General features: G+C 49.1%; 18 protein-coding genes and 1 other annotated feature. Of the genes, 4 read left to right on the plus strand and 14 right to left on the minus strand.

Features of this window, described 5'->3' with window-relative positions:
• The 4 genes from ACFQ03_RS15915 to leuB all read right to left on the minus strand — a co-directional run.
• The coding region (locus tag ACFQ03_RS15915; RefSeq protein WP_379289349.1) for an anti-sigma factor domain-containing protein at positions 1 to 593 on the minus strand (593 nt) is incomplete at its 3' end.
• A complete protein-coding gene (sigI, locus tag ACFQ03_RS15920; protein WP_144933669.1) occupies positions 590 to 1,390 on the minus strand; it encodes an RNA polymerase sigma factor SigI in 801 nt (266 codons plus the stop codon). The genes sigI and ACFQ03_RS15915, both read right to left, overlap by 4 nt.
• Before the next feature lie 303 nt (positions 1,391 to 1,693).
• Positions 1,694 to 2,113, minus strand: a complete 420-nt coding sequence (locus ACFQ03_RS15925; protein ID WP_144933668.1) for a hypothetical protein — start codon at positions 2,111 to 2,113, stop codon at positions 1,694 to 1,696.
• Between the two features lie 285 nt (positions 2,114 to 2,398).
• A complete protein-coding gene (gene leuB, locus ACFQ03_RS15930; protein ID WP_144933667.1) occupies positions 2,399 to 3,478 on the minus strand; it encodes a 3-isopropylmalate dehydrogenase in 1,080 nt (359 codons plus the stop codon).
• A gap of 250 nt (positions 3,479 to 3,728) precedes the next feature.
• Here leuB and ACFQ03_RS15935 point away from each other — a divergent pair, with 250 nt between their 5' ends.
• Positions 3,729 to 4,928, plus strand: a complete 1,200-nt coding sequence (locus tag ACFQ03_RS15935) for an aminotransferase-like domain-containing protein (RefSeq protein WP_379289352.1) — start codon at positions 3,729 to 3,731, stop codon at positions 4,926 to 4,928.
• Between the two features lie 401 nt (positions 4,929 to 5,329).
• Here ACFQ03_RS15935 and ilvC read toward each other — a convergent pair whose 3' ends face one another.
• From ilvC to ACFQ03_RS15985, 10 genes are all read right to left on the minus strand, one after another.
• Positions 5,330 to 6,322, minus strand: a complete 993-nt coding sequence (gene ilvC, locus ACFQ03_RS15940; RefSeq protein ID WP_144933665.1) for a ketol-acid reductoisomerase — start codon at positions 6,320 to 6,322, stop codon at positions 5,330 to 5,332.
• A 148-nt stretch (positions 6,323 to 6,470) separates the two neighbouring features.
• Positions 6,471 to 6,962, minus strand: a complete 492-nt coding sequence (gene ilvN, locus ACFQ03_RS15945) for an acetolactate synthase small subunit (protein WP_144933664.1) — start codon at positions 6,960 to 6,962, stop codon at positions 6,471 to 6,473.
• Positions 6,959 to 8,704 (minus strand): biosynthetic-type acetolactate synthase large subunit, encoded by a 1,746-nt coding sequence (ilvB, locus tag ACFQ03_RS15950; RefSeq protein WP_379289355.1) that lies wholly within the window; start codon positions 8,702 to 8,704, stop codon positions 6,959 to 6,961. Before ilvB ends, ilvN begins: the two co-directional genes overlap by 4 nt.
• Positions 8,705 to 9,331: 627 nt before the next feature.
• On the minus strand, positions 9,332 to 9,691 hold the full coding sequence (gene rplT / locus ACFQ03_RS15955) for a 50S ribosomal protein L20 (protein WP_144933662.1): 360 nt from the start codon (positions 9,689 to 9,691) through the stop codon (positions 9,332 to 9,334).
• Positions 9,692 to 9,728: 37 nt separating this feature from the next.
• Positions 9,729 to 9,929, minus strand: a complete 201-nt coding sequence (gene rpmI / locus ACFQ03_RS15960; protein ID WP_144933661.1) for a 50S ribosomal protein L35 — start codon at positions 9,927 to 9,929, stop codon at positions 9,729 to 9,731.
• A gap of 23 nt (positions 9,930 to 9,952) precedes the next feature.
• Positions 9,953 to 10,492 (minus strand): translation initiation factor IF-3, encoded by a 540-nt coding sequence (infC, locus tag ACFQ03_RS15965; protein ID WP_186328227.1) that lies wholly within the window; start codon positions 10,490 to 10,492, stop codon positions 9,953 to 9,955.
• A gap of 125 nt (positions 10,493 to 10,617) precedes the next feature.
• Positions 10,618 to 10,744 (minus strand) — a sequence feature (ribosomal protein L20 leader region).
• Positions 10,745 to 10,816: 72 nt separating this feature from the next.
• On the minus strand, positions 10,817 to 12,046 hold the full coding sequence (locus tag ACFQ03_RS15970; protein WP_144933660.1) for a glycosyltransferase family 2 protein: 1,230 nt from the start codon (positions 12,044 to 12,046) through the stop codon (positions 10,817 to 10,819).
• A gap of 774 nt (positions 12,047 to 12,820) precedes the next feature.
• The gene (gene trmB / locus ACFQ03_RS15975) at positions 12,821 to 13,531 is read right to left on the minus strand and encodes a tRNA (guanosine(46)-N7)-methyltransferase TrmB (protein ID WP_144933659.1); all 711 of its coding nucleotides are present in this window, start codon (positions 13,529 to 13,531) and stop codon (positions 12,821 to 12,823) included.
• 304 nt (positions 13,532 to 13,835) lie between these two features.
• Entirely contained in the window at positions 13,836 to 14,024 is a 189-nt protein-coding gene (locus tag ACFQ03_RS15980) for a hypothetical protein (RefSeq protein ID WP_144933658.1), read from the minus strand.
• A gap of 220 nt (positions 14,025 to 14,244) precedes the next feature.
• The gene (locus tag ACFQ03_RS15985; RefSeq protein ID WP_144933657.1) at positions 14,245 to 14,721 is read right to left on the minus strand and encodes a WGxxGxxG family protein; all 477 of its coding nucleotides are present in this window, start codon (positions 14,719 to 14,721) and stop codon (positions 14,245 to 14,247) included.
• Positions 14,722 to 14,985: 264 nt separating this feature from the next.
• On the opposite strand from ACFQ03_RS15985, the gene ACFQ03_RS15990 reads away from it, so the two are divergent.
• The 3 genes from ACFQ03_RS15990 (at position 14,986) to ACFQ03_RS16000 (ending at position 17,678) form a co-directional block, all read left to right on the plus strand.
• The gene (locus ACFQ03_RS15990) at positions 14,986 to 15,951 is read left to right on the plus strand and encodes a TIGR01212 family radical SAM protein (protein ID WP_379289360.1); all 966 of its coding nucleotides are present in this window, start codon (positions 14,986 to 14,988) and stop codon (positions 15,949 to 15,951) included.
• Between the two features lie 66 nt (positions 15,952 to 16,017).
• Positions 16,018 to 16,611, plus strand: a complete 594-nt coding sequence (locus ACFQ03_RS15995) for a class I SAM-dependent methyltransferase (protein WP_144933655.1) — start codon at positions 16,018 to 16,020, stop codon at positions 16,609 to 16,611.
• 98 nt (positions 16,612 to 16,709) lie between these two features.
• Positions 16,710 to 17,678 carry a type I phosphomannose isomerase catalytic subunit gene (locus ACFQ03_RS16000; RefSeq protein ID WP_144933654.1) on the plus strand — a complete coding sequence of 323 codons (969 nt, stop codon included), beginning with the start codon at positions 16,710 to 16,712 and terminating at the stop codon, positions 17,676 to 17,678.
• Positions 17,679 to 17,828: the final 150 nt, after the last annotated feature.

Genomic DNA, 17,828 nt, shown 5'->3' on the forward strand with positions numbered 1-17,828 from the left:
GCGGAGAAAGCCGCGACAACATACTGGTCAGCCTGATCCGGATGCATCTTCCGGACATGTTCAGTAATCAGTTCTTTAACTTCAAGGCTCAGGATATCGTCCTTCAGCTTAGTATTGCTTCCGACCACCGTACTCGCCACGATAATATCTGCTGCTCCCCGGCTCAGTACCTGATTTTCCGCCTGACGGAGAAGATCCTCCGTAACGTCGGTCAACGGTCTGCCTGAGAATTGAACCCCTTTGATCAAGAGCTTCCCATCCTGGTTCAGTCCGACCAAGGAGCGCACTTTATGTCCATTATCGATCCCTATCTCAATGCTCGGATTGATATCGATAGAGACATAAGCAACGACTTCCTTAGCTCCCACCCATGAAAAGATGGAAACAAAAACAATTACAAAAGCGATAACCGCTGCCATGGAAGAGAACATAGCAATAGAAGAACCGGCTAAACGGCGACGGGGAGAAGCAAACCAAATTTCTTCCCCGATGTGGCAATCATTAATTTTACGCTGTACTTCCAGAAAAGTGCCTTCCGGGGTCATCACGATGACCGATCCCTGCTTGATTTCCACAACAATTCCTCTGTTCAATTCTCTTCACCCCTTTCCTGCGTGTGGTTGACAGGAAGCAAATATTGCTTCAAGTGGGGATACGGCCCATGATAAATAAGTGCAATCGCAATGATGTATTTGCGATTTCGCTCCAGCGTTTTTCTGGAGATGCTGACTTTGGTCAACAGCTCCTTAATCGGCAGCATACGCTTCTGAAGCAGCTGCTCCATCAGTTCGGGATCTTCAGACAGAAGCTTCCCGATATAATGTAAATTCTGTCGGGAATCGACGTGCTTGGGGGAAGCCTCCACCAGATCGGAGAAGGAAATATCAAACTTCCCCAGGCTGCCGTTCAGCTCCTCAATTTCATTCCCCCGCTCCTTGGCGTCCTGCTGCATTCCGTAATAGTCCATCGCCTGGCGAATTTCGACAGGATTAATGATATTGTCCTCGTCATCCTCGACTTCGAAAGAGCTATAGGGAATATGCTGCGAAAAACGTTGTTCCTTACGTATATGATCGATCAGTCTCCGGCGAATCACGGTCTCGGCGAACCCGAGAAATGATTTGCCTGCCGTTTCCGAATATTGATTAATGGCCTCGTTAAAGGCCGCCAACCCGATACTGAATTCGTCATCCTTGGAGGGATCGATATATTTTTTACAGAAACGGCTTGTCACTTTTGCTACAAACGGCTGGTAATCCGTAATAAACTGATTCCTTAGCCGCAAATCGCCCTTCTGGATCCTTTCCACCATGCGTTCAGGCGGAGAGGTGTCCTTCGAACGGTGAGACTGGCTCCTACCTAAAAACCGTTTCAACAGTACCAGTAACAAATAGTCCACCTCACACTATAACGATTCGATGCTGTCATCATCCTTTGGGGGGTAAGTAAATCAAGCGGCCTATATTATTAGACATCTATTTCATCGTCAAAACTTATAATTCTATTAATATGATTATATGATTATACCATATCCGCGAAGGAACTATACTCACAGCCTGCTTACCTCCGTGCAGCAAGTCGGTTTCGCGGGGCTTGACTTTTTCTGCACAAGCATCGAATCGGACAGGAATATCCGCCTGGTTACTTCAAACAAAAAAAACGCCTCCGAAGAGACGTTTTCCTTATGATAAAGTTATGTGGTTGTATTTTTCTGAACCAGCTTTCTTCTCCGATGGCTGAGCACCTGCAGTCTTTTCTTTAACTGCCGGGCCCATTCCTCGTCTTGAATCTGTTTGGCAACCGTTAGCAGATCCAGAGCCATATCAATCTGGTTACGTACAATGTCTATAGGTTCTTCATTTTCCGTATTAACGCAGTTTTCAAAAAGCTCCGGCCCGTCTTTCACGTCCGCATATTCAATGAAGTCGACCTCCGATGCTCCGTCTGAGCAAGCGTATTCGGCTAATATTTCATATTCATTCTCCACCATATGATGAACTTCCACCCGATGACATACCGGACAAAACAATATAGGGACGTTATGAATGTGGGTTCTAACATGCTTCAATGTGCCCTTGGTTCCAATCATACTTGCACCACAGCAGAAACTCATTGTACCCCTCCTCAACGCCGTCTTTTATGAAATCGGTTCATCTGCCATCCATGTTTAAACCCTATTCGGCAACACTAAACAGAATTCCTGCGATTTCTCCGGCTAGGAAAAAAAATAATTACTAAACAGTGTACAATAGCTGCCATCCATTTTCTATGAGGAAAGTATGGATTTATTGGAAATGAATATCAACTCTATGGCGGTGTCCGTGTCGGTGCCGGTTCCAGAAACATGCGTACGAAAAAACAAACCCCCCCGGACAATCTCCGGAAGGGCCGATATGAATTATTGACGGATAGCCGCTACGATCAGGTCACCCATCTGCTGAGTGCCGATGGCTGAGGACTTGTCTACCGCGATATCTCCGGTGCGGTGGCCTGCATCGAGCACTTCCTTAACAGCGCGTTCAATCGCCGCTGCAGCGTCATGGTAGCCGAAAGTCAAGCGGAACATTAATGCAACGGACAGAATAGTCGCAATCGGATTGGCTATGCCTTGTCCGGCGATGTCCGGTGCGGATCCGTGCACAGGCTCGTACAGCCCGAAGCTGCCCTCTCCCAGGGAAGCAGACGAAAGCATACCGATGGAACCGGTAAGCATGGCCGCCTCATCGCTCAGAATATCACCGAACATATTCTCGGTAACGATGACGTCGAAGCTTGAAGGCCTGCGCAGAAGTTGCATAGCACAGTTATCTACCAGCACATGCTCCAGCTCGACATCCGGATAGTCCGGAGCAATGCGGTTAACGGTCTCTCTCCACAAGCGGGAGGTCTCCAGTACATTCGCTTTATCAACGGAAGCCAGCTTCTTCCTGCGGGTTCTGGCAATCTCGAACGCCTGACGGACAATCCGCTCCACTTCCTTGACATTATAGACACAGGTATCGACCGCTTCCTCGCCGTTCTCTCCCTCGCGTCTCAGCTTCTCACCGAAGTAAATTCCGCCGGTCAGCTCGCGCACCACGATCAAATCGGTTCCTTCAAGTACCTCCGGCTTAAGGGTGGAGGCATCCTTCAAGCAGTCAAAAATGACTGCCGGACGAATATTCGAAAACAATCCGAGTGCCTTGCGAATACCAAGAAGTCCGGTTTCCGGGCGCAGCTCCTTCGGGTTGTTGTCCCATTTCGGCCCGCCTACGGCGCCAAGCAGAACGGCATCCGAGCGCCGGCACATCTCGAGGGTATCCTCGGGAAGCGGAGTTCCCTTCTCATCGATGGCGATTCCGCCGAATAATCCATGCTCCGTTTCGAAACGGTATCCGAATACTTCCTCCGTTTTCTTCAACACTTTCTCTGCTTCGGCTACAACCTCGGGACCGATTCCATCTCCGGCGATAACCGCAATCTTCTTCACATCTGCCACATAAACCACTCCTTACATCTCGACCATAATAATGAATGATGTCTTTGGATAAAGACTCCTTATTAAAAGCTATCTTCTTTGTAACACAATTCACGTCATTTTACAAAGATATAAAAGCTATGAATCCGATAGGTATTGACTATAACAAATCCGTTCCTTCATCTTCTTCTATTTTTGTGAAAATTGCCATTGTCACCCGGTTTGTTGTGCCGTACAATTATATATTAAAGAATATAGAGGAGTCTTGTCCATGGATTATCAATTTTCCGAATCATTGCAGCACTTCAAGTCTAGCGCAGTCAGAGAAATTCTTAAGCTGACGCAAGGCAAGTCCATTATTTCCTTCGCAGGCGGTTTACCGGCGGAGGAGCTGTTTCCCGTCGAAGCGGTGCGGGATGCATATGTAGCCGCTCTGAACAGAGGAAACAGCAGCTTGCAATACGGGCTAACCGAAGGCTATCTGCCTTTGCGTGAAGCACTCGCCGAGAGAATGCGTCAGAAGAATATTACGGTCACCCCCGATGAAATGATCCTGACGACGGGCTCACAGCAATCGATAGACTTATTAACACGTATCTATATCGATCCGGGTGATGTGATTCTGGTACAACAGCCGACCTATCTCGCAGCACTGCAGGTGTTCCAGGCTCGCGGGGCACGCGTCGTTGCCGTTAAGGGCGATGAATTCGGAATGGATCTTGAGGATGCCGCCGCCAAAATCAAGCAGCACCAGCCAAAGCTGCTGTATGTAACTCCGACCTTCTCCAATCCTACGGGCTATGTCTGGAATCTGGAAAGAAGGCAGGGCATTCTTCAATTATGCCGCCGGCATAATGTTCTTATTCTTGAAGACGACCCTTACGGGGAACTTCAGTACAGTTCCGATCGCTTGTATCCGTCCATCTTCTCTCTGGATACTCATCCGCACGGCTCGGTCGTCGTATACACCAGCACCTTCTCCAAGACCGTAGCCCCCGCTCTGCGTACAGGCTGGGCCATCGGAGACCCGGCGATTATCCGGAATATGGCCAGGGCGAAACAAGCCGCGGATCTTCATTCCAGCTCTATGGATCAGCAGGCCTTATACGAGCTGCTCTGCCGTTTTGATCTGGATGCCCATATTGCCGGAATCCGCAAGGATTACGAACAGAGAATGCTCCTTATGACCGATCTTCTGGAAGGGCTTAATATTCCTGGACTACGCTGGAATCGGCCCGAAGGAGGAATGTTCATCTGGCTGGAGCTGCCGGAAGGCTACAAAGCGGAAGAACTGCTCGTCAAGGCGGTGGAGGAAGGCGTCGCCTTCGTTCCCGGAGCGCCTTTCTACGCAGGTGAACCGCAAGTCAACACATGCCGTTTCAACTTTACTCATAGCGACAGCAAGGAAATGAAGCTCGGCATGGAAAGATTCGCTCGGGCCATGAACAGCTACGTTCCTTCCCCCGTTTAATGGTTGCAGCTTTAGCGAAGATAAGCCTGCTTGCTACTTCCTGTCCTGCTAAGTTAGCACAGCGCCAGAAGCAAGGAGCTTAGGCTTCGCATTTTATACGACACAAGGATAAACGGCTAACGCCGTCCTTTGGACAGGCGCGCTTACCGATGAAATGCGGCTGTTCCACAAACGTTCGCGTAAAACGGGAGTATCCCAAATACGAAGCAAAAAGGACCTCAAATCCCACTGTGAGTGGGAACGGGGTCCTTTTTTAGTAGCCAAATATAACACTAGGCGGGGGCTTGAAAAATCATAGATCGGCTTATGAGACAGCCCCATTGTGAAAAAATCCCCTCGTGCCCTGGTAAGGGTCGGGGGGATTCCTCATTTATAATTAATATGCCGTTAATAAAGGGCTATTACTTCTGAATCCACTGCATCATTTCACGCAATTGAGCGCCGACTTTTTCGATTGGATGCTCGTTTTCTCTGCGGCGGGTAGCTGTGAAGAAGGCGCGGTTGGATTGGTTCTCCACGATGAAATTGCGCGCGAAGACTCCGGTTTGAATTTCTTCCAGAACTTTCTTCATTTCCTTCTTCGTCTCCTCGGTAACGATGCGAGGTCCTGTTACATAATCGCCATACTCAGCCGTGTCGCTGATGGAATAACGCATACGCGCCAATCCGCCCTCATACATCAGGTCAACGATCAGCTTCAGCTCATGGAGACATTCGAAATAAGCGATTTCCGGCTGATAACCGGCTTCGATCAATGTTTCGAAACCTGCTTTGACCAGAGCGGATACGCCGCCGCACAGTACAGCTTGCTCACCGAACAGGTCGGTTTCCGTTTCTTCACGGAATGTCGTTTCGATAACTCCCGCACGAGTGGAGCCAATTCCTTTAGCATAAGCCAGACCGATCTCATGCGCTTGTCCGGTTGCGTTCTGTTCTACGGCGATCAGTGCAGGTACGCCGAAACCTTCGACATAAGTGCGGCGAACCAGATGTCCGGGAGATTTAGGAGCGATCATCAGAACGTCCGTATGCTCGTCCGGAACGATTTGTCCGAAGTGAATGTTGAAGCCGTGGGAGAACATCAGAGCGGCTCCCTTCTTCAGGTTCGGCTGGATTTGCTCCTTGAATACTTTGGCTTGCAGTTCATCATTGATAAGCAATTGTACAACGTCCGCGCGACGGGCAGCCTCATCTACTTCATACACTTCGAAGCCGTCATCCTTGGCTGCATCCCAGGACTTCCCTTTGCGAAGACCGATAATGACATTCAATCCGCTGTCGCGAAGGTTTTGGGCCTGAGCGTGGCCTTGGCTTCCATATCCGATAATTGCGATCGTTTTGTTCTGAAGAGCACCCAGATTAGCATCTTGCTCATAATACATTTTAACTGCCATGGAAATAGTTCCTCCTTTAATTTAAAAACCCTTGAGTGGGTGTTGCAACGGAACCCTCTTGCATACATGGACTGAATTTTTCTGTTCGAAGCGATCCGCTCTAACACCCACTCAAGGGTGTATTATCTGAATTACTTAGGCCGCAAACTTAATGGACCGAACCGCGAACCATTGCGGTTACACCCGTGCGGGTCAATTCGCGAATACCGTATGGCTTCAGCAATTCGACCATTGCATCGATTTTGTCACTGTCGCCGACAACCTGAACGATTAGCGTATGGGGGCCGATGTCAACAACGGCTGCCCTGAACGTATCGACGATCCCCAATATTTCGGGACGCATCCCGGGCTCGGCATTGATTTTGATCAGGGCGAGCTCGCGGGCGACCATCGGATGGCTGCTCAGGTTAACCACTTTAATAACGTCAATCAGTTTATAAAGCTGTTTGGTTACCTGATCCAACGTATGTTCGTCGCCGACCGTTACGATGACCATACGGGAGAGGCCCGGCTCCTCGGATTCCCCTACCGTAATGCTCTCGATATTGAACCCGCGGCGGCCGAATAATCCGGCTACCCGCTGAAGCACTCCCGGCTGATTGTTGACCAGAACGGCGATCGTATGTTTTCTCTCGTTCATTCCGAATCCCCCATTATCATCTCATCTATCGTGCATCCTTGAGTGACCATCGGATAGACATTCTCACCCTTCGGCACTACAAAGTCAATCAGCACCGGTCCAGGAGTATCAAGCGCTTCCTGCCAAGCTTTACGCGCTTCTTCCTTCGTCGTCGCGCGCAGCCCTTTGACACCGTAGGCTTCCGCCAGCTTCACGAAATCAGGGCTTCCCGCAAGATCGATATGGCTGTAGCGGTTATCGTAAATAATTTCCTGCCATTGGCGGACCATACCGAGCACCTGATTGTTGATGACGACAATTTTCACCGGAATGTTGTTGATGGCACAGATCGCCAGCTCCTGGGAACACATCTGCATTCCGCCGTCCCCGTTGATCGATACGACCAGCTTGTCGGGATTGCCCATCTGGGCTCCGATAGCCGAAGGGAAACCGAAGCCCATAGTGCCTAATCCTCCGGAGGTGATCCAGGAGCGGGGCCGGTTGAATTTGTAATATTGAGCCACCCACATCTGATGCTGGCCTACATCGGTAGTAATAATGGCATCGCCCCGGGTCGTTTCGTTGATCATTTCGATAACGTATTGAGGCTTCAGCTCCGTATCCGAATCTTTATACTTCAGCGGGTACTTCGCTTTCATCTCCTGTACCCTGGCTACCCAAGCATCCGTATTGGCCCGTACGGCTTTAGTATTCGCGTAGCCGAGCACATCCTTGACATTGCCGATGATCGGAATGTCGGTCTTCACGTTCTTGCCGATCTCGGCCGGATCGACATCGATGTGAACAATCTTGGCCTTCGGCGCGAAGCCATCCAGCTTCATCGTCACCCGATCATCGAATCTGGCGCCGATACAAATCAGCAGGTCGCTCTCCTGAATGGCGTGGTTAGCGGTATAAGTCCCATGCATTCCGGGCATCCCCATCCACAGCTCATGACCGCTCGGGAAGCCGCCCAGGCCCAGCAGCGTCGTCGTGATCGGAATGTTGGTCTTGTTGACAAACTCGATCAGCTCGTCGGACGCATCCGCATAGACAACCCCTCCGCCGGCCAGAATGACCGGCCGTTCAGCCTGCTGAATGGCATTCAGCATAGCATCGGTCTGTACCTTGTTCGGATCGGTAGACGGATTGTATCCGCGAATCGTCACCGGATCCAACTGAGGCTGGAACAACGTCTTGTTCGCCGAAACATCCTTCGGAATGTCGATCAGAACCGGTCCCTTGCGCCCGGTATTGGCGATATGGAAAGCTTCATGAATGATACGTCCCAAATCTTCGACCTTGCGGACAAGGTAGCTGTGCTTCGTGATCGGCATCGTAATTCCGGTAATATCGGCTTCCTGGAAGGCATCCGTTCCGATGAAATTCGTCGCGACGTTTCCGGTAATCACGACAAGCGGTACGGAGTCCATATAAGCCGTTGCAATTCCGGTAACGAGGTTGGTCGCCCCCGGACCGGAAGTGGCGATACAGACGCCTACCTTGCCGGTGGAGCGGGCATAGCCGTCAGCCGCGTGGATGGCTCCTTGTTCATGTCGGGTTAATAGATGGTGGAAGTCCGGATTGCCGTGCATGGCGTCGTAAATAAACAGAACCGCGCCTCCCGGGTAACCGAAAACACATTCAACCCCTTCCAGCAGTAGGCTCCGCAGCAAAATCTCCGAACCGGAAATCACTTCCGGCTTCATCAGCTTGGCTTTTAATTCTTCGTGTAAAACTTTGGTTGGATTCTGAACACTCATCCATAACCCCTCCTTTCAATAATAAGCAGCACCGCTTGCATCACACCTTACGGTTTGCGGCAGCAAACCTCAACTTCCCTAACAGCCTTGCGAGTTCGTTCTATATAAGGATAGACCGAAGGATAAGCCGCTCCCCCCTGAAGATGCGCCAGCACAGGAATAAACTAAAAAAACCTCTTCAATCCCATGCCTGTCAAAAAGACATTAAACGGGACGAAAGAGGTTGATCTTCCGTGGTACCACCCTGCTTTGTAGGCGCCTCGCAGCGCATTACCTTAACGGGTATCCTAACCAGTTTCCGCTAGCTAGAAACCATCAGCACGGTAACGTGTGCCATTCCGATTTTCCCTAATAGGCTCTTCGCTTTTCAGGAAAACAGCTCCGAGGTGAGCTCGTTAATAAGGGATTAAGGCCAAGGTTTCAGCAAATCCTTCGCTCTCTGAACATAAGAGCCCTTATACTTCGTCCTCTTCATAGCTGATAAGAAGATGTTCAACTGTAGAATCTAATTAAAGATTATTATATGCACTAGCCGGAAAATAGTCAATACTTTTTCGACAAGAGCTTTCCGGCGGGACTACAAAAACAAAAAAACCGGTCAAGGCCATGACCCTAACCGGATTTTCATTAGGCGTTGATTTTAGCTTTGGCGGCATTGGCCAGATCGGAGAATGCCTTGGCATCGGAAACAGCCAGCTCTGCCAAAATTTTGCGGTTAACGTCTACACCCGCAAGCTTCAAGCCGTGCATAAATTTGCTGTAGCTGAGACCGTTCATGCGGGCAGCCGCATTGATACGGGTAATCCACAGTTTGCGGAAATCACGCTTCTTGTTGCGGCGGTCGCGGTAAGCGTACAGAAGGGATTTCATCACCTGTGCGTTAGCCGTTTTAAACAGTCTGTGCTTGGAACCGAAGTATCCTTTAGCCAGCTTCAAAATCTTTTTATGTCGACGACGGGTTACGAATCCGCCTTTAACTCTTGCCATAATGTTCTACCTCCTATTGTTATGCGTTGGATTCGGATTATTTTACGTACACGAGCAAACTCTTGATGCGTTTCACATCGCCTGCCGCCATAACGACCGATTTACGCAGATGGCGCTTGCGGGAAGGAGATTTGCTCTCCAGGATATGCCGCTTGTACGCGCGGTTCCTTTTGATCTTTCCGGTTCCGGTTTTCGAGAAACGCTTTGCAGCGCCGCGGTGTGTTTTCATTTTTGGCATGGAATGGTCCTCCTTGTGTCGAATTATTTCGGCGATAAAATCATGATCATGCTGCGGCCTTCCAGCTTTGGCTTGCGCTCTACATTGCTGAGGCTTTCCGCCTCCGCCGCAACGCGCTCCAGCACTTTCTGCCCGATTTGCGCATGGGTAATTTCACGCCCGCGGAAGCGGACGGAACATTTCACCTTATCTCCGTCTTTAAGAAATTTCACTACGTTGCGAAGCTTGGTTTGGAAATCATGCTCCTCAATGGAGGCGCTGAATCTGACTTCCTTAATGTCGACCACCTTTTGATTCTTACGGGCTTCCTTCTCTTTCTTCTGCATCTCGTAGCGGTACTTGCCATAATCCATAATGCGGCATACCGGCGGTTTAGCGTTAGGAGCGACGCTGACAAGATCGAGATTCGCATCGGCGGCAATTTGGAGAGCTTCGCGGGTCGGCTTGATGCCCAACTGCTCCCCGTCGGCACCGATCAAACGGACTTCTCTGACACGAATCTCCTCATTGACTAAATGGTCTTTACTAATAGTATTCCACCTCCGTAAATAATCTGGCGACAGCAACAAAACAGGCCCATATGCCCAAGGGATAAGGGCCGCGCCGTCTCTTCGAAACGGCGGCAGTCCGCTCGTCAGGAAATATCAGTGTACTGATTAAGCTTACACTTTCTGACATTCCAGCAGGGCAAATAAAAAAGATGTGGGCAAACCAAGCCCACATCTGCATTCACAGTCCAGCGATTCTATCGTTTGACCGGGAACCTGCCAACAACCGGTCGGCCAGGTGAGAAGCGGGCGCTTCTGCTTCATTGTACAAACATCACTGTACTACTATACCATTTTCAGTCATTGGCTGTCAATGGCTTGACGCCTAATATTCAGGCGCTAGCCGGCCTGTTTGCTCTGTACTTCATCAAATCTGATTACACGCGTATGCTTCGTATGGCTCCACTTTTTGTTCGTTTGAGTAAAGAAAGCAACCGTTGTGATGGGCCACCAGGACAACATATAAATAGGGTAAAGCAGTAGATATAAATACATCTTCCAGGAAGCCTTCTCCATGGCTAACGATATCGGCAGCAGGAGATAGATGGCTATGGCGATACCGTTGATAATCGGCGCTACCTCGTACAGGTTGGCCACCGAATTATCGAGCAGCACTCCCCCCACCCAGAAAATTACCGCTATAATAAAAGCGAGGAAAAAGTTATAAGCATTCGCCGAGTATATGGCCGCATCGATCTTGGTCCAGCTACGTTCCTTGATTCCCTGCCACAACAGCGGGAAGAAATATTTGCGGCATACGTCAAAGTGGCCTTGCATCCAGCGCAGACGCTGTTTGGCCGAAGCTTTGAAGGTGAGAGGCTTCTCGTCATACACCCTGGCTTCAAAGTTCAGCGTCGGCTTTATCCCCAGCTTGACGCAGCGCATGGAAAATTCCAGGTCCTCCACCAGGCTCGTTGCGCCCCATCCTATTTGCTTGAGCAGGTCGGAATCGAAACACATTCCCGTGCCGCCCAAATAGTTGGCCAAGCCAAGGTTCTTACGAGGCAGTTGCCAGAAACGATTGGCGAAGTAATAAGATATCGCGTAAGAAACAGTAACCCAGGAATCAAGCGGATTCTTGGTATCGAGATAAGCCTGGATAACCTTGGAACCTGAACACAGGTCGTTGTTCATATGAATCAGATAATCGGGATCGACCAGATTATCGGCGTCGAACATAACAACCGCATCGTAGGAGCGCGGAAGCTTCCACAGCTTCTTAAGCATCCATTCGATGGCATAGCCTTTGCCGCGCAAATTGGGGTTGCGCCGTTCGAAGGCATATACTCCGTGCTCCTTCACAATTTCCGCCGTACGATCCGTGCAGTTATCACAGATAACCATGATATCGTACAGCTCTTTCGGATATTTCAAACTCTTTAGATTCTCAATTAACGCTCCGATGACCTGCTCTTCGTTATGAGCAGCTACCAGAATTGCAAATGACTTCTGCGGCTCGTACTGGATTTGTTTCTTCTTCCGGTACCACCCAAAGAAAGTCAAGAACAGTTGGTAACCCCCGATTAACGCCAAGACAATCTGCAATCCAAGGAATACATTGTCCAGCATTTGTGGTAAATCCCCCTTTTGTTTTCCCTTTTTTCTCTTTATTTACGGGAATCTGGTATAACCTTTAGCCGAATTTGATTTTCCTCTCTTTGGCCTGTTTTGTCAAAATTATATTTCTGCTTGAAATCACCGGAATAGACATAATTGGCGGGAAAAGCCCGCAAGATGAATCTCAGCCTTGCAATATGCTTCATTCTATCCTGTTTTCATGTATTATCTATAGTTCTTCGACCAACGTCAGAGAGGTGTTTCAGCAGCCGGTTAATGTGTTTTATTATAAAACAATCCTAATTTTCATTACAACCTAACCTTAGCCTGCTACAAAAAGCAAGTAGACATTCAATAGAAATTTTCCGCATCACTCCTTTCAAAACATAATTTCGAATCGTTAATATTAACCAGTATGTCCACTATTGCTATACTTTCAACGCAGGGAAACAGACTAAGCCGAAAATTGCCTCTTACTACTTCTGTTACCCCCATTAAACACGATCTGAAACAACGCACAGCTTTCCATTTTTTTAACCACTACAATATCGGTTTTGAAATCATTGCGCAACCATGACAAAAGCCCCCTTGCGGGAGCAGTTAAATCGGTCTGTCCAATATAAAATCAATGCAACCAAAGAATCAATTAACCAGGTTATAAAGTTCTATTTCTATTCATTTCTTAATTATTACAGCCTTAATATAACAATCTTCCCTATCCTCTGCACTTGTTGATTGCCGCAACTGTAGGCCCGAAACGGGATTCATGTCGAAAATGTATGCGCTTTAAGCGTTATCTTCCTTCTCAAGGTATTGTTCGTGCTCTTCCAACGCTTGGCTGCCAATCACTACTTCACAGCGATAAATGGGCATCCCTTGGCTTACAAATTTCAGCTCATATTCCGTAGGGATTAAATCTTCCCTCAGTCCGTTCGCATGAAGATCCAGGGAAATATTCCGCATTCTCAAGCCCATATTTGCAAAAGAATTAAGTGAAAACTCGAAGAGGCTTCGGGAGTCCGTCTTGAAATGAATTTCTCCTCTGTTATTCAGGATTGATTTGTATTTATTCACGAAACCGGAATGAGTCAACCGGCGTCTCGCATGCTTCTTCTTCGGCCAAGGATCACTGAAGTTTAAATAAATTCTCTCCAATTCTCCGGGAGCAAATACGTCTTCAATCGTTTGGATATTCATTAGTGCCAGAGCGATATTGCCTAGCCCCGCCCCATGCTCTTCCCGCACGGCCCTCACCTTGTCGCTTGCACGTCTGATCAACTCATCATACATGTCTACGCCTATATAATTAATATCAGGATGAGCAAAGCTCAGGTCGCTGATAAATTTGCCCTTTCCCATTCCTAATTCGACATGAATCGGGTTCGAGTTCCCGAAGTATTCCGACCATCTTCCCTTCCATTGGGACGGCTGAAGAATAACAAGATCCTCCTGTCTCTCCAGACTTTCCCTGATTCCCTTTCTTCCTCTTAAACGCATGAGCTAGACCTCCACACCTTGATATACAAAATAACCTCATAAAAAAATGACGTGTAATCTTCAAAGCCTATTCCGTCCGCACTCCAACGGAGTCGGCGTCTAAACCTTCCTCTAAACGCGGTCGCTCTTCCTGACTTTGCTTCGATAAAGGTTTGTACTGTACTTTGCGGGGAGCCCCTTGAACTATAAATTCTGCACAAAAGATAGCATAGTTCATGGAGACTAAAAAATCAAAAGAAAATGATGTCTCCAACAAAAAAGAGAATGTTAACGCGGATGGCGTCAAGATTCTCTTCCTTGCCGGTTATTCGGTTATCCGGGATATCCATTCCCTCTGCAGATGATCCCGCAGCTTCTTACGCACAGAGGGCAGCAATTGCTGGTCCTGGTGAAAGCGGCTGCCGCTCAGCGCCATCAATTCCTTAACAGTCAATTCTACGGCTATTATTTGCTCCTTATCCGGAATGGTTACCATTGCCTGCTGTGCATTCATATCATTCACCTCGGCATATTATGGATGGGATTGCTGCCTGTATGATGTTGACTGAATATGATTTCATAAATGATCTTAAACTTTTTTCCTACTTATATATAGTATATCGGATTAAGCCTTCTTTATCAATTTGCAACCGCTTCATAACGGACATAAAAGTTTGCTGTTCATATGAACAAACTCCCAGTTCCATATGGAAAAAGGAGTTTGTTCAGGCGTGCTATTTCTGCGGTTGGTCCCCCCGATTCCTTCCGCCTAGCCCGGCCAAGCCGAGCAATCCAAGCAATCCGAGCCATCCCCAATTCATCGTGTTGTCTGCCCGTGTTGCTGCTCCGGTACGGTAAGTGCTCATGTTATAAGCTCCCGTTCCGTTTCCTCTGCCAGGAATTTGGTTCGTGTAAGTGCTTCTCGTTGTCCCATTCCCGTTCATGTCCCCGCTGACCCGATTAACATCGGTAGTTCCCACATTGGCGCCGTTAAGCCCCGAAGGAGTGTTGATACCCGGCGAATACTTCCCGTAGCTCCCCGGATAATTCGCATTACCGCTCATGTCCTGGGCACCCGTATAAGTTCCGTTGGTATTGACCGTTGTGGTCCCTGGCTGAGGAGCACCCGTGTCGGTAGTCCCTGCGGCATCCGCAGGTACCGCAAACACGAACATCGTAAGGATAACAGCTATTCCCAAACCTTTGTTCAACTGTAAATCCTCCAATCTATGATTGATATGTGATGGCACGTTCTTATTGTCCTCCCGCGAATAAGGTTCTATCCTGCGGGGATATTGGTAATCCTCCCATGTTCTTGGTACCCGGATGCAATTTCTCTTGTGATAAGTTAAAATGAAAAAAAACCTGTCTAAGTATAAGCCGGTGCCATGGCATGAGCGGTGTCCGGGAAGATGGAGTCCGATGGGGCCATAGAGAACAGCGGTTTTATGCAATGGAATAAGGGAGTTATATTAATGAACTTGATTAACGCAGCGCCCCGGACATGGGGCGACAAACGATTTCATACGTGGAATTACGAAATGAGACAGCAGTTCGGCACCAAAGTATTCAAGGTTATGCTGGATGCCGGATTCACCTGTCCCAATCGGGACGGAAGAATAGCGATTGGAGGCTGTACCTTCTGCAGCAAGCGGGGCTCGGGAGATTTTGCCGGAAACCGTCGGGAGGATCTGGTGACACAATTCAACACGATCCGCGACCGCCAGCATCTCAAATGGCCGGATGCGAAATATATAGGATACTTCCAGGCCTATACGAACACTTATGCGCCGGTCGATGTTCTGCGGGATTACTACGAAGTCATTCTGCAGCAGCCGGGAGTGGTCGGCTTATCCATTGCCACCCGTCCCGACTGTCTTCCGGACGACGTTGTCGAATATTTGGCGGAGCTGAACGAAAGAACCTATCTATGGGTAGAACTGGGGCTGCAGACCGTACATGAGGAAACTTCCCGGCTGATTAACCGTGCTCATGACACTCAATGCTTTATCGATGGCGTATCCAAGCTGCGGAAGCATAACATCCGGACTTGCGCCCATATTATCTACGGATTGCCGGGAGAAGACGAGGCCATGATGCTGGAAACGGGAAGACAGGTTTCGCATATGGATGTACAAGGCATCAAAATTCACTTGCTGCATCTAATGAAGAAGACACCGATGGTTAAGCAGTACGAGGCCGGATTGCTGAAATTTCTGGAGAAGGACGAATACGTCAAGCTGGTCGTAGACACGCTGGAGATGCTTCCGCCCGAAATGATTGTCCACCGCTTGACGGGAGACGCCCCCCGTGATCTGCTGATCGGGCCCATGTGGAGTCTTAAGAAATGGGAGGTTCTCAACTCGATTGATGCGGAATTAAGACGAAGAAATACTTGGCAAGGAAAAGAACGGGACGCGGTTCAAAGCGGACTTGTTTAAATGAACAACTGGACCGAGTCTGATTACCCTTTATTTGGGTCCAGATAGTGCAATGTAGGAGGAATTATGGGTTTTATATCGATCCTGAGCTATGCTCACCGCCTGGTGTCCGAGCAGCTTCAACCGGGGGATATCGCGATAGACGCAACGGTCGGCAATGGCGTCGACAGCTTGTTTCTGGCCGAAAGAGTCGGTCTGCAGGGAAGTGTATACGGCTTCGATATACAGGCTGAGGCACTCCGCAAGGCATCCGGCCGATTGGAAAAGCATATGGGAGACCGACATCCGGTACGTTGGATTCAGGCCTCTCATTCCTTAATGAAGGAGCATGTTCCAGAGGCTTGTCACGGACGGGTCGGAGCCATCATGTTCAACCTCGGGTATTTGCCCGGCTCCGATCATAGCACGATTACCGTCCCCGAAACGACCCTCCCTGCATTGAACGCGGCAGTGGATCTGCTCCGCCCGGGAGGGTTAACGACCATAGTGCTTTATACCGGCCATGAAGGCGGAGACAGGGAAGCCGCTGCCGTTGAGCAGTGGGCCGCTGAATTGCCCCAGCCGAACTTCCAGGTGCTCAAATACGCCATGATCAACCAACGCAACCACCCGCCTTATCTTATTGCCGTAGCCAAGCGGGAAGTTGCACTTCGCCGTTAATGGGGACATTTTGTTTGCGAATGAGTGCTTCGGCGCTCGTCTTGGGGTCACCCCCTTTAATAATCAGAGGAGAAAAAACAGAAAGTGGGGATTCTTAATTGAAATCATATCCGCTGAAGTTTATACCGGAAATGAAGGAAAGAGTTTGGGGAGGCAATTCTTTAGCCAAATTCGGTCTGCCTGTTAAGGAAAATAGCAAAATCGGAGAAGGCTGGATGATTGGCGATCATCCTAACGGCACTACGAAGGTTGCCAACGGGGAGCTGGCCGGATTGGGCCTCGATGAAATCCGCAGCAAGTACGGAGAGCTTATCTTCGGAACCAAGGGCATAAACTCGCCTAACGGCCGTTTTCCTCTTCTGCTCAAACTTCTCGATTGCGAAGACGACCTGTCCGTTCAGGTGCATCCCGGAGACGATTATGCCGGATTGCCCGAAGGAGAGCTTGGCAAGACGGAAATGTGGTACATTCTTGAAGCCAAGCCGGGGGCTAAAATCATCTATGGGCTGAAGCCCGGTACAACAAGGGAAAGCCTTGCGGAAGCGATAGAAGGCAAACGTATATTGGATTATCTGCAGGAGGTTCCGGTTGCGGCCGGAGATTCGTTCTATATTCCTGCGGGAACGGTTCATGCTCTTGGAGCGGGTGTGCTGGTTGCAGAGGTTCAGCAAAATTCGGATACCGTTTACCGCCTCTATGATTATGATCGACCGGGCCTGGACGGCAAGCCCCGAGAGCTTCATATCGAGGATTCGCTGAATGTCATCGCTTACGAAGGAGCCGGGGCAACAAGAATGACTACCGAGGTCCCGGGGCCGAATCAATGGCTCAAGCTGGCCCATTCCCCCTATTTTATTGTAGAAAAGGGAGTTGTGAACGGCCGCTGGGAGCTGCAAACTTCTAAGGAAACGTTCGTCATTCATATTGTCTGCGAAGGAAGCGGACAAATTTCGTGGGATGGGGAAAGCATGCCCATCAAGGCCGGAGAGTGTCTGCTGCTGCCCGCCTCACTCGAAAACTATCAATTGGAAGGCAATTTGACCGTCCTCCGCAGCTATTTGCCTTAATACAGAATCTCCGGAGTCCGGGATAGGCTCAATCCCCGGGTTCCGGAGTTTTTTTGACCACATAGGAATCTTTAAGTTCTTTACAGCGTTAATACGATGAAAATATAGATTCCTATTGGCATAAAAAGCTTCCTCTAATACCGGGTTATT

The organism is Paenibacillus residui (assembly GCF_042677205.1).
In the GTDB taxonomy this organism is placed as follows: Bacteria; Bacillota; Bacilli; order Paenibacillales; family NBRC-103111; genus Paenibacillus_L; species Paenibacillus_L residui.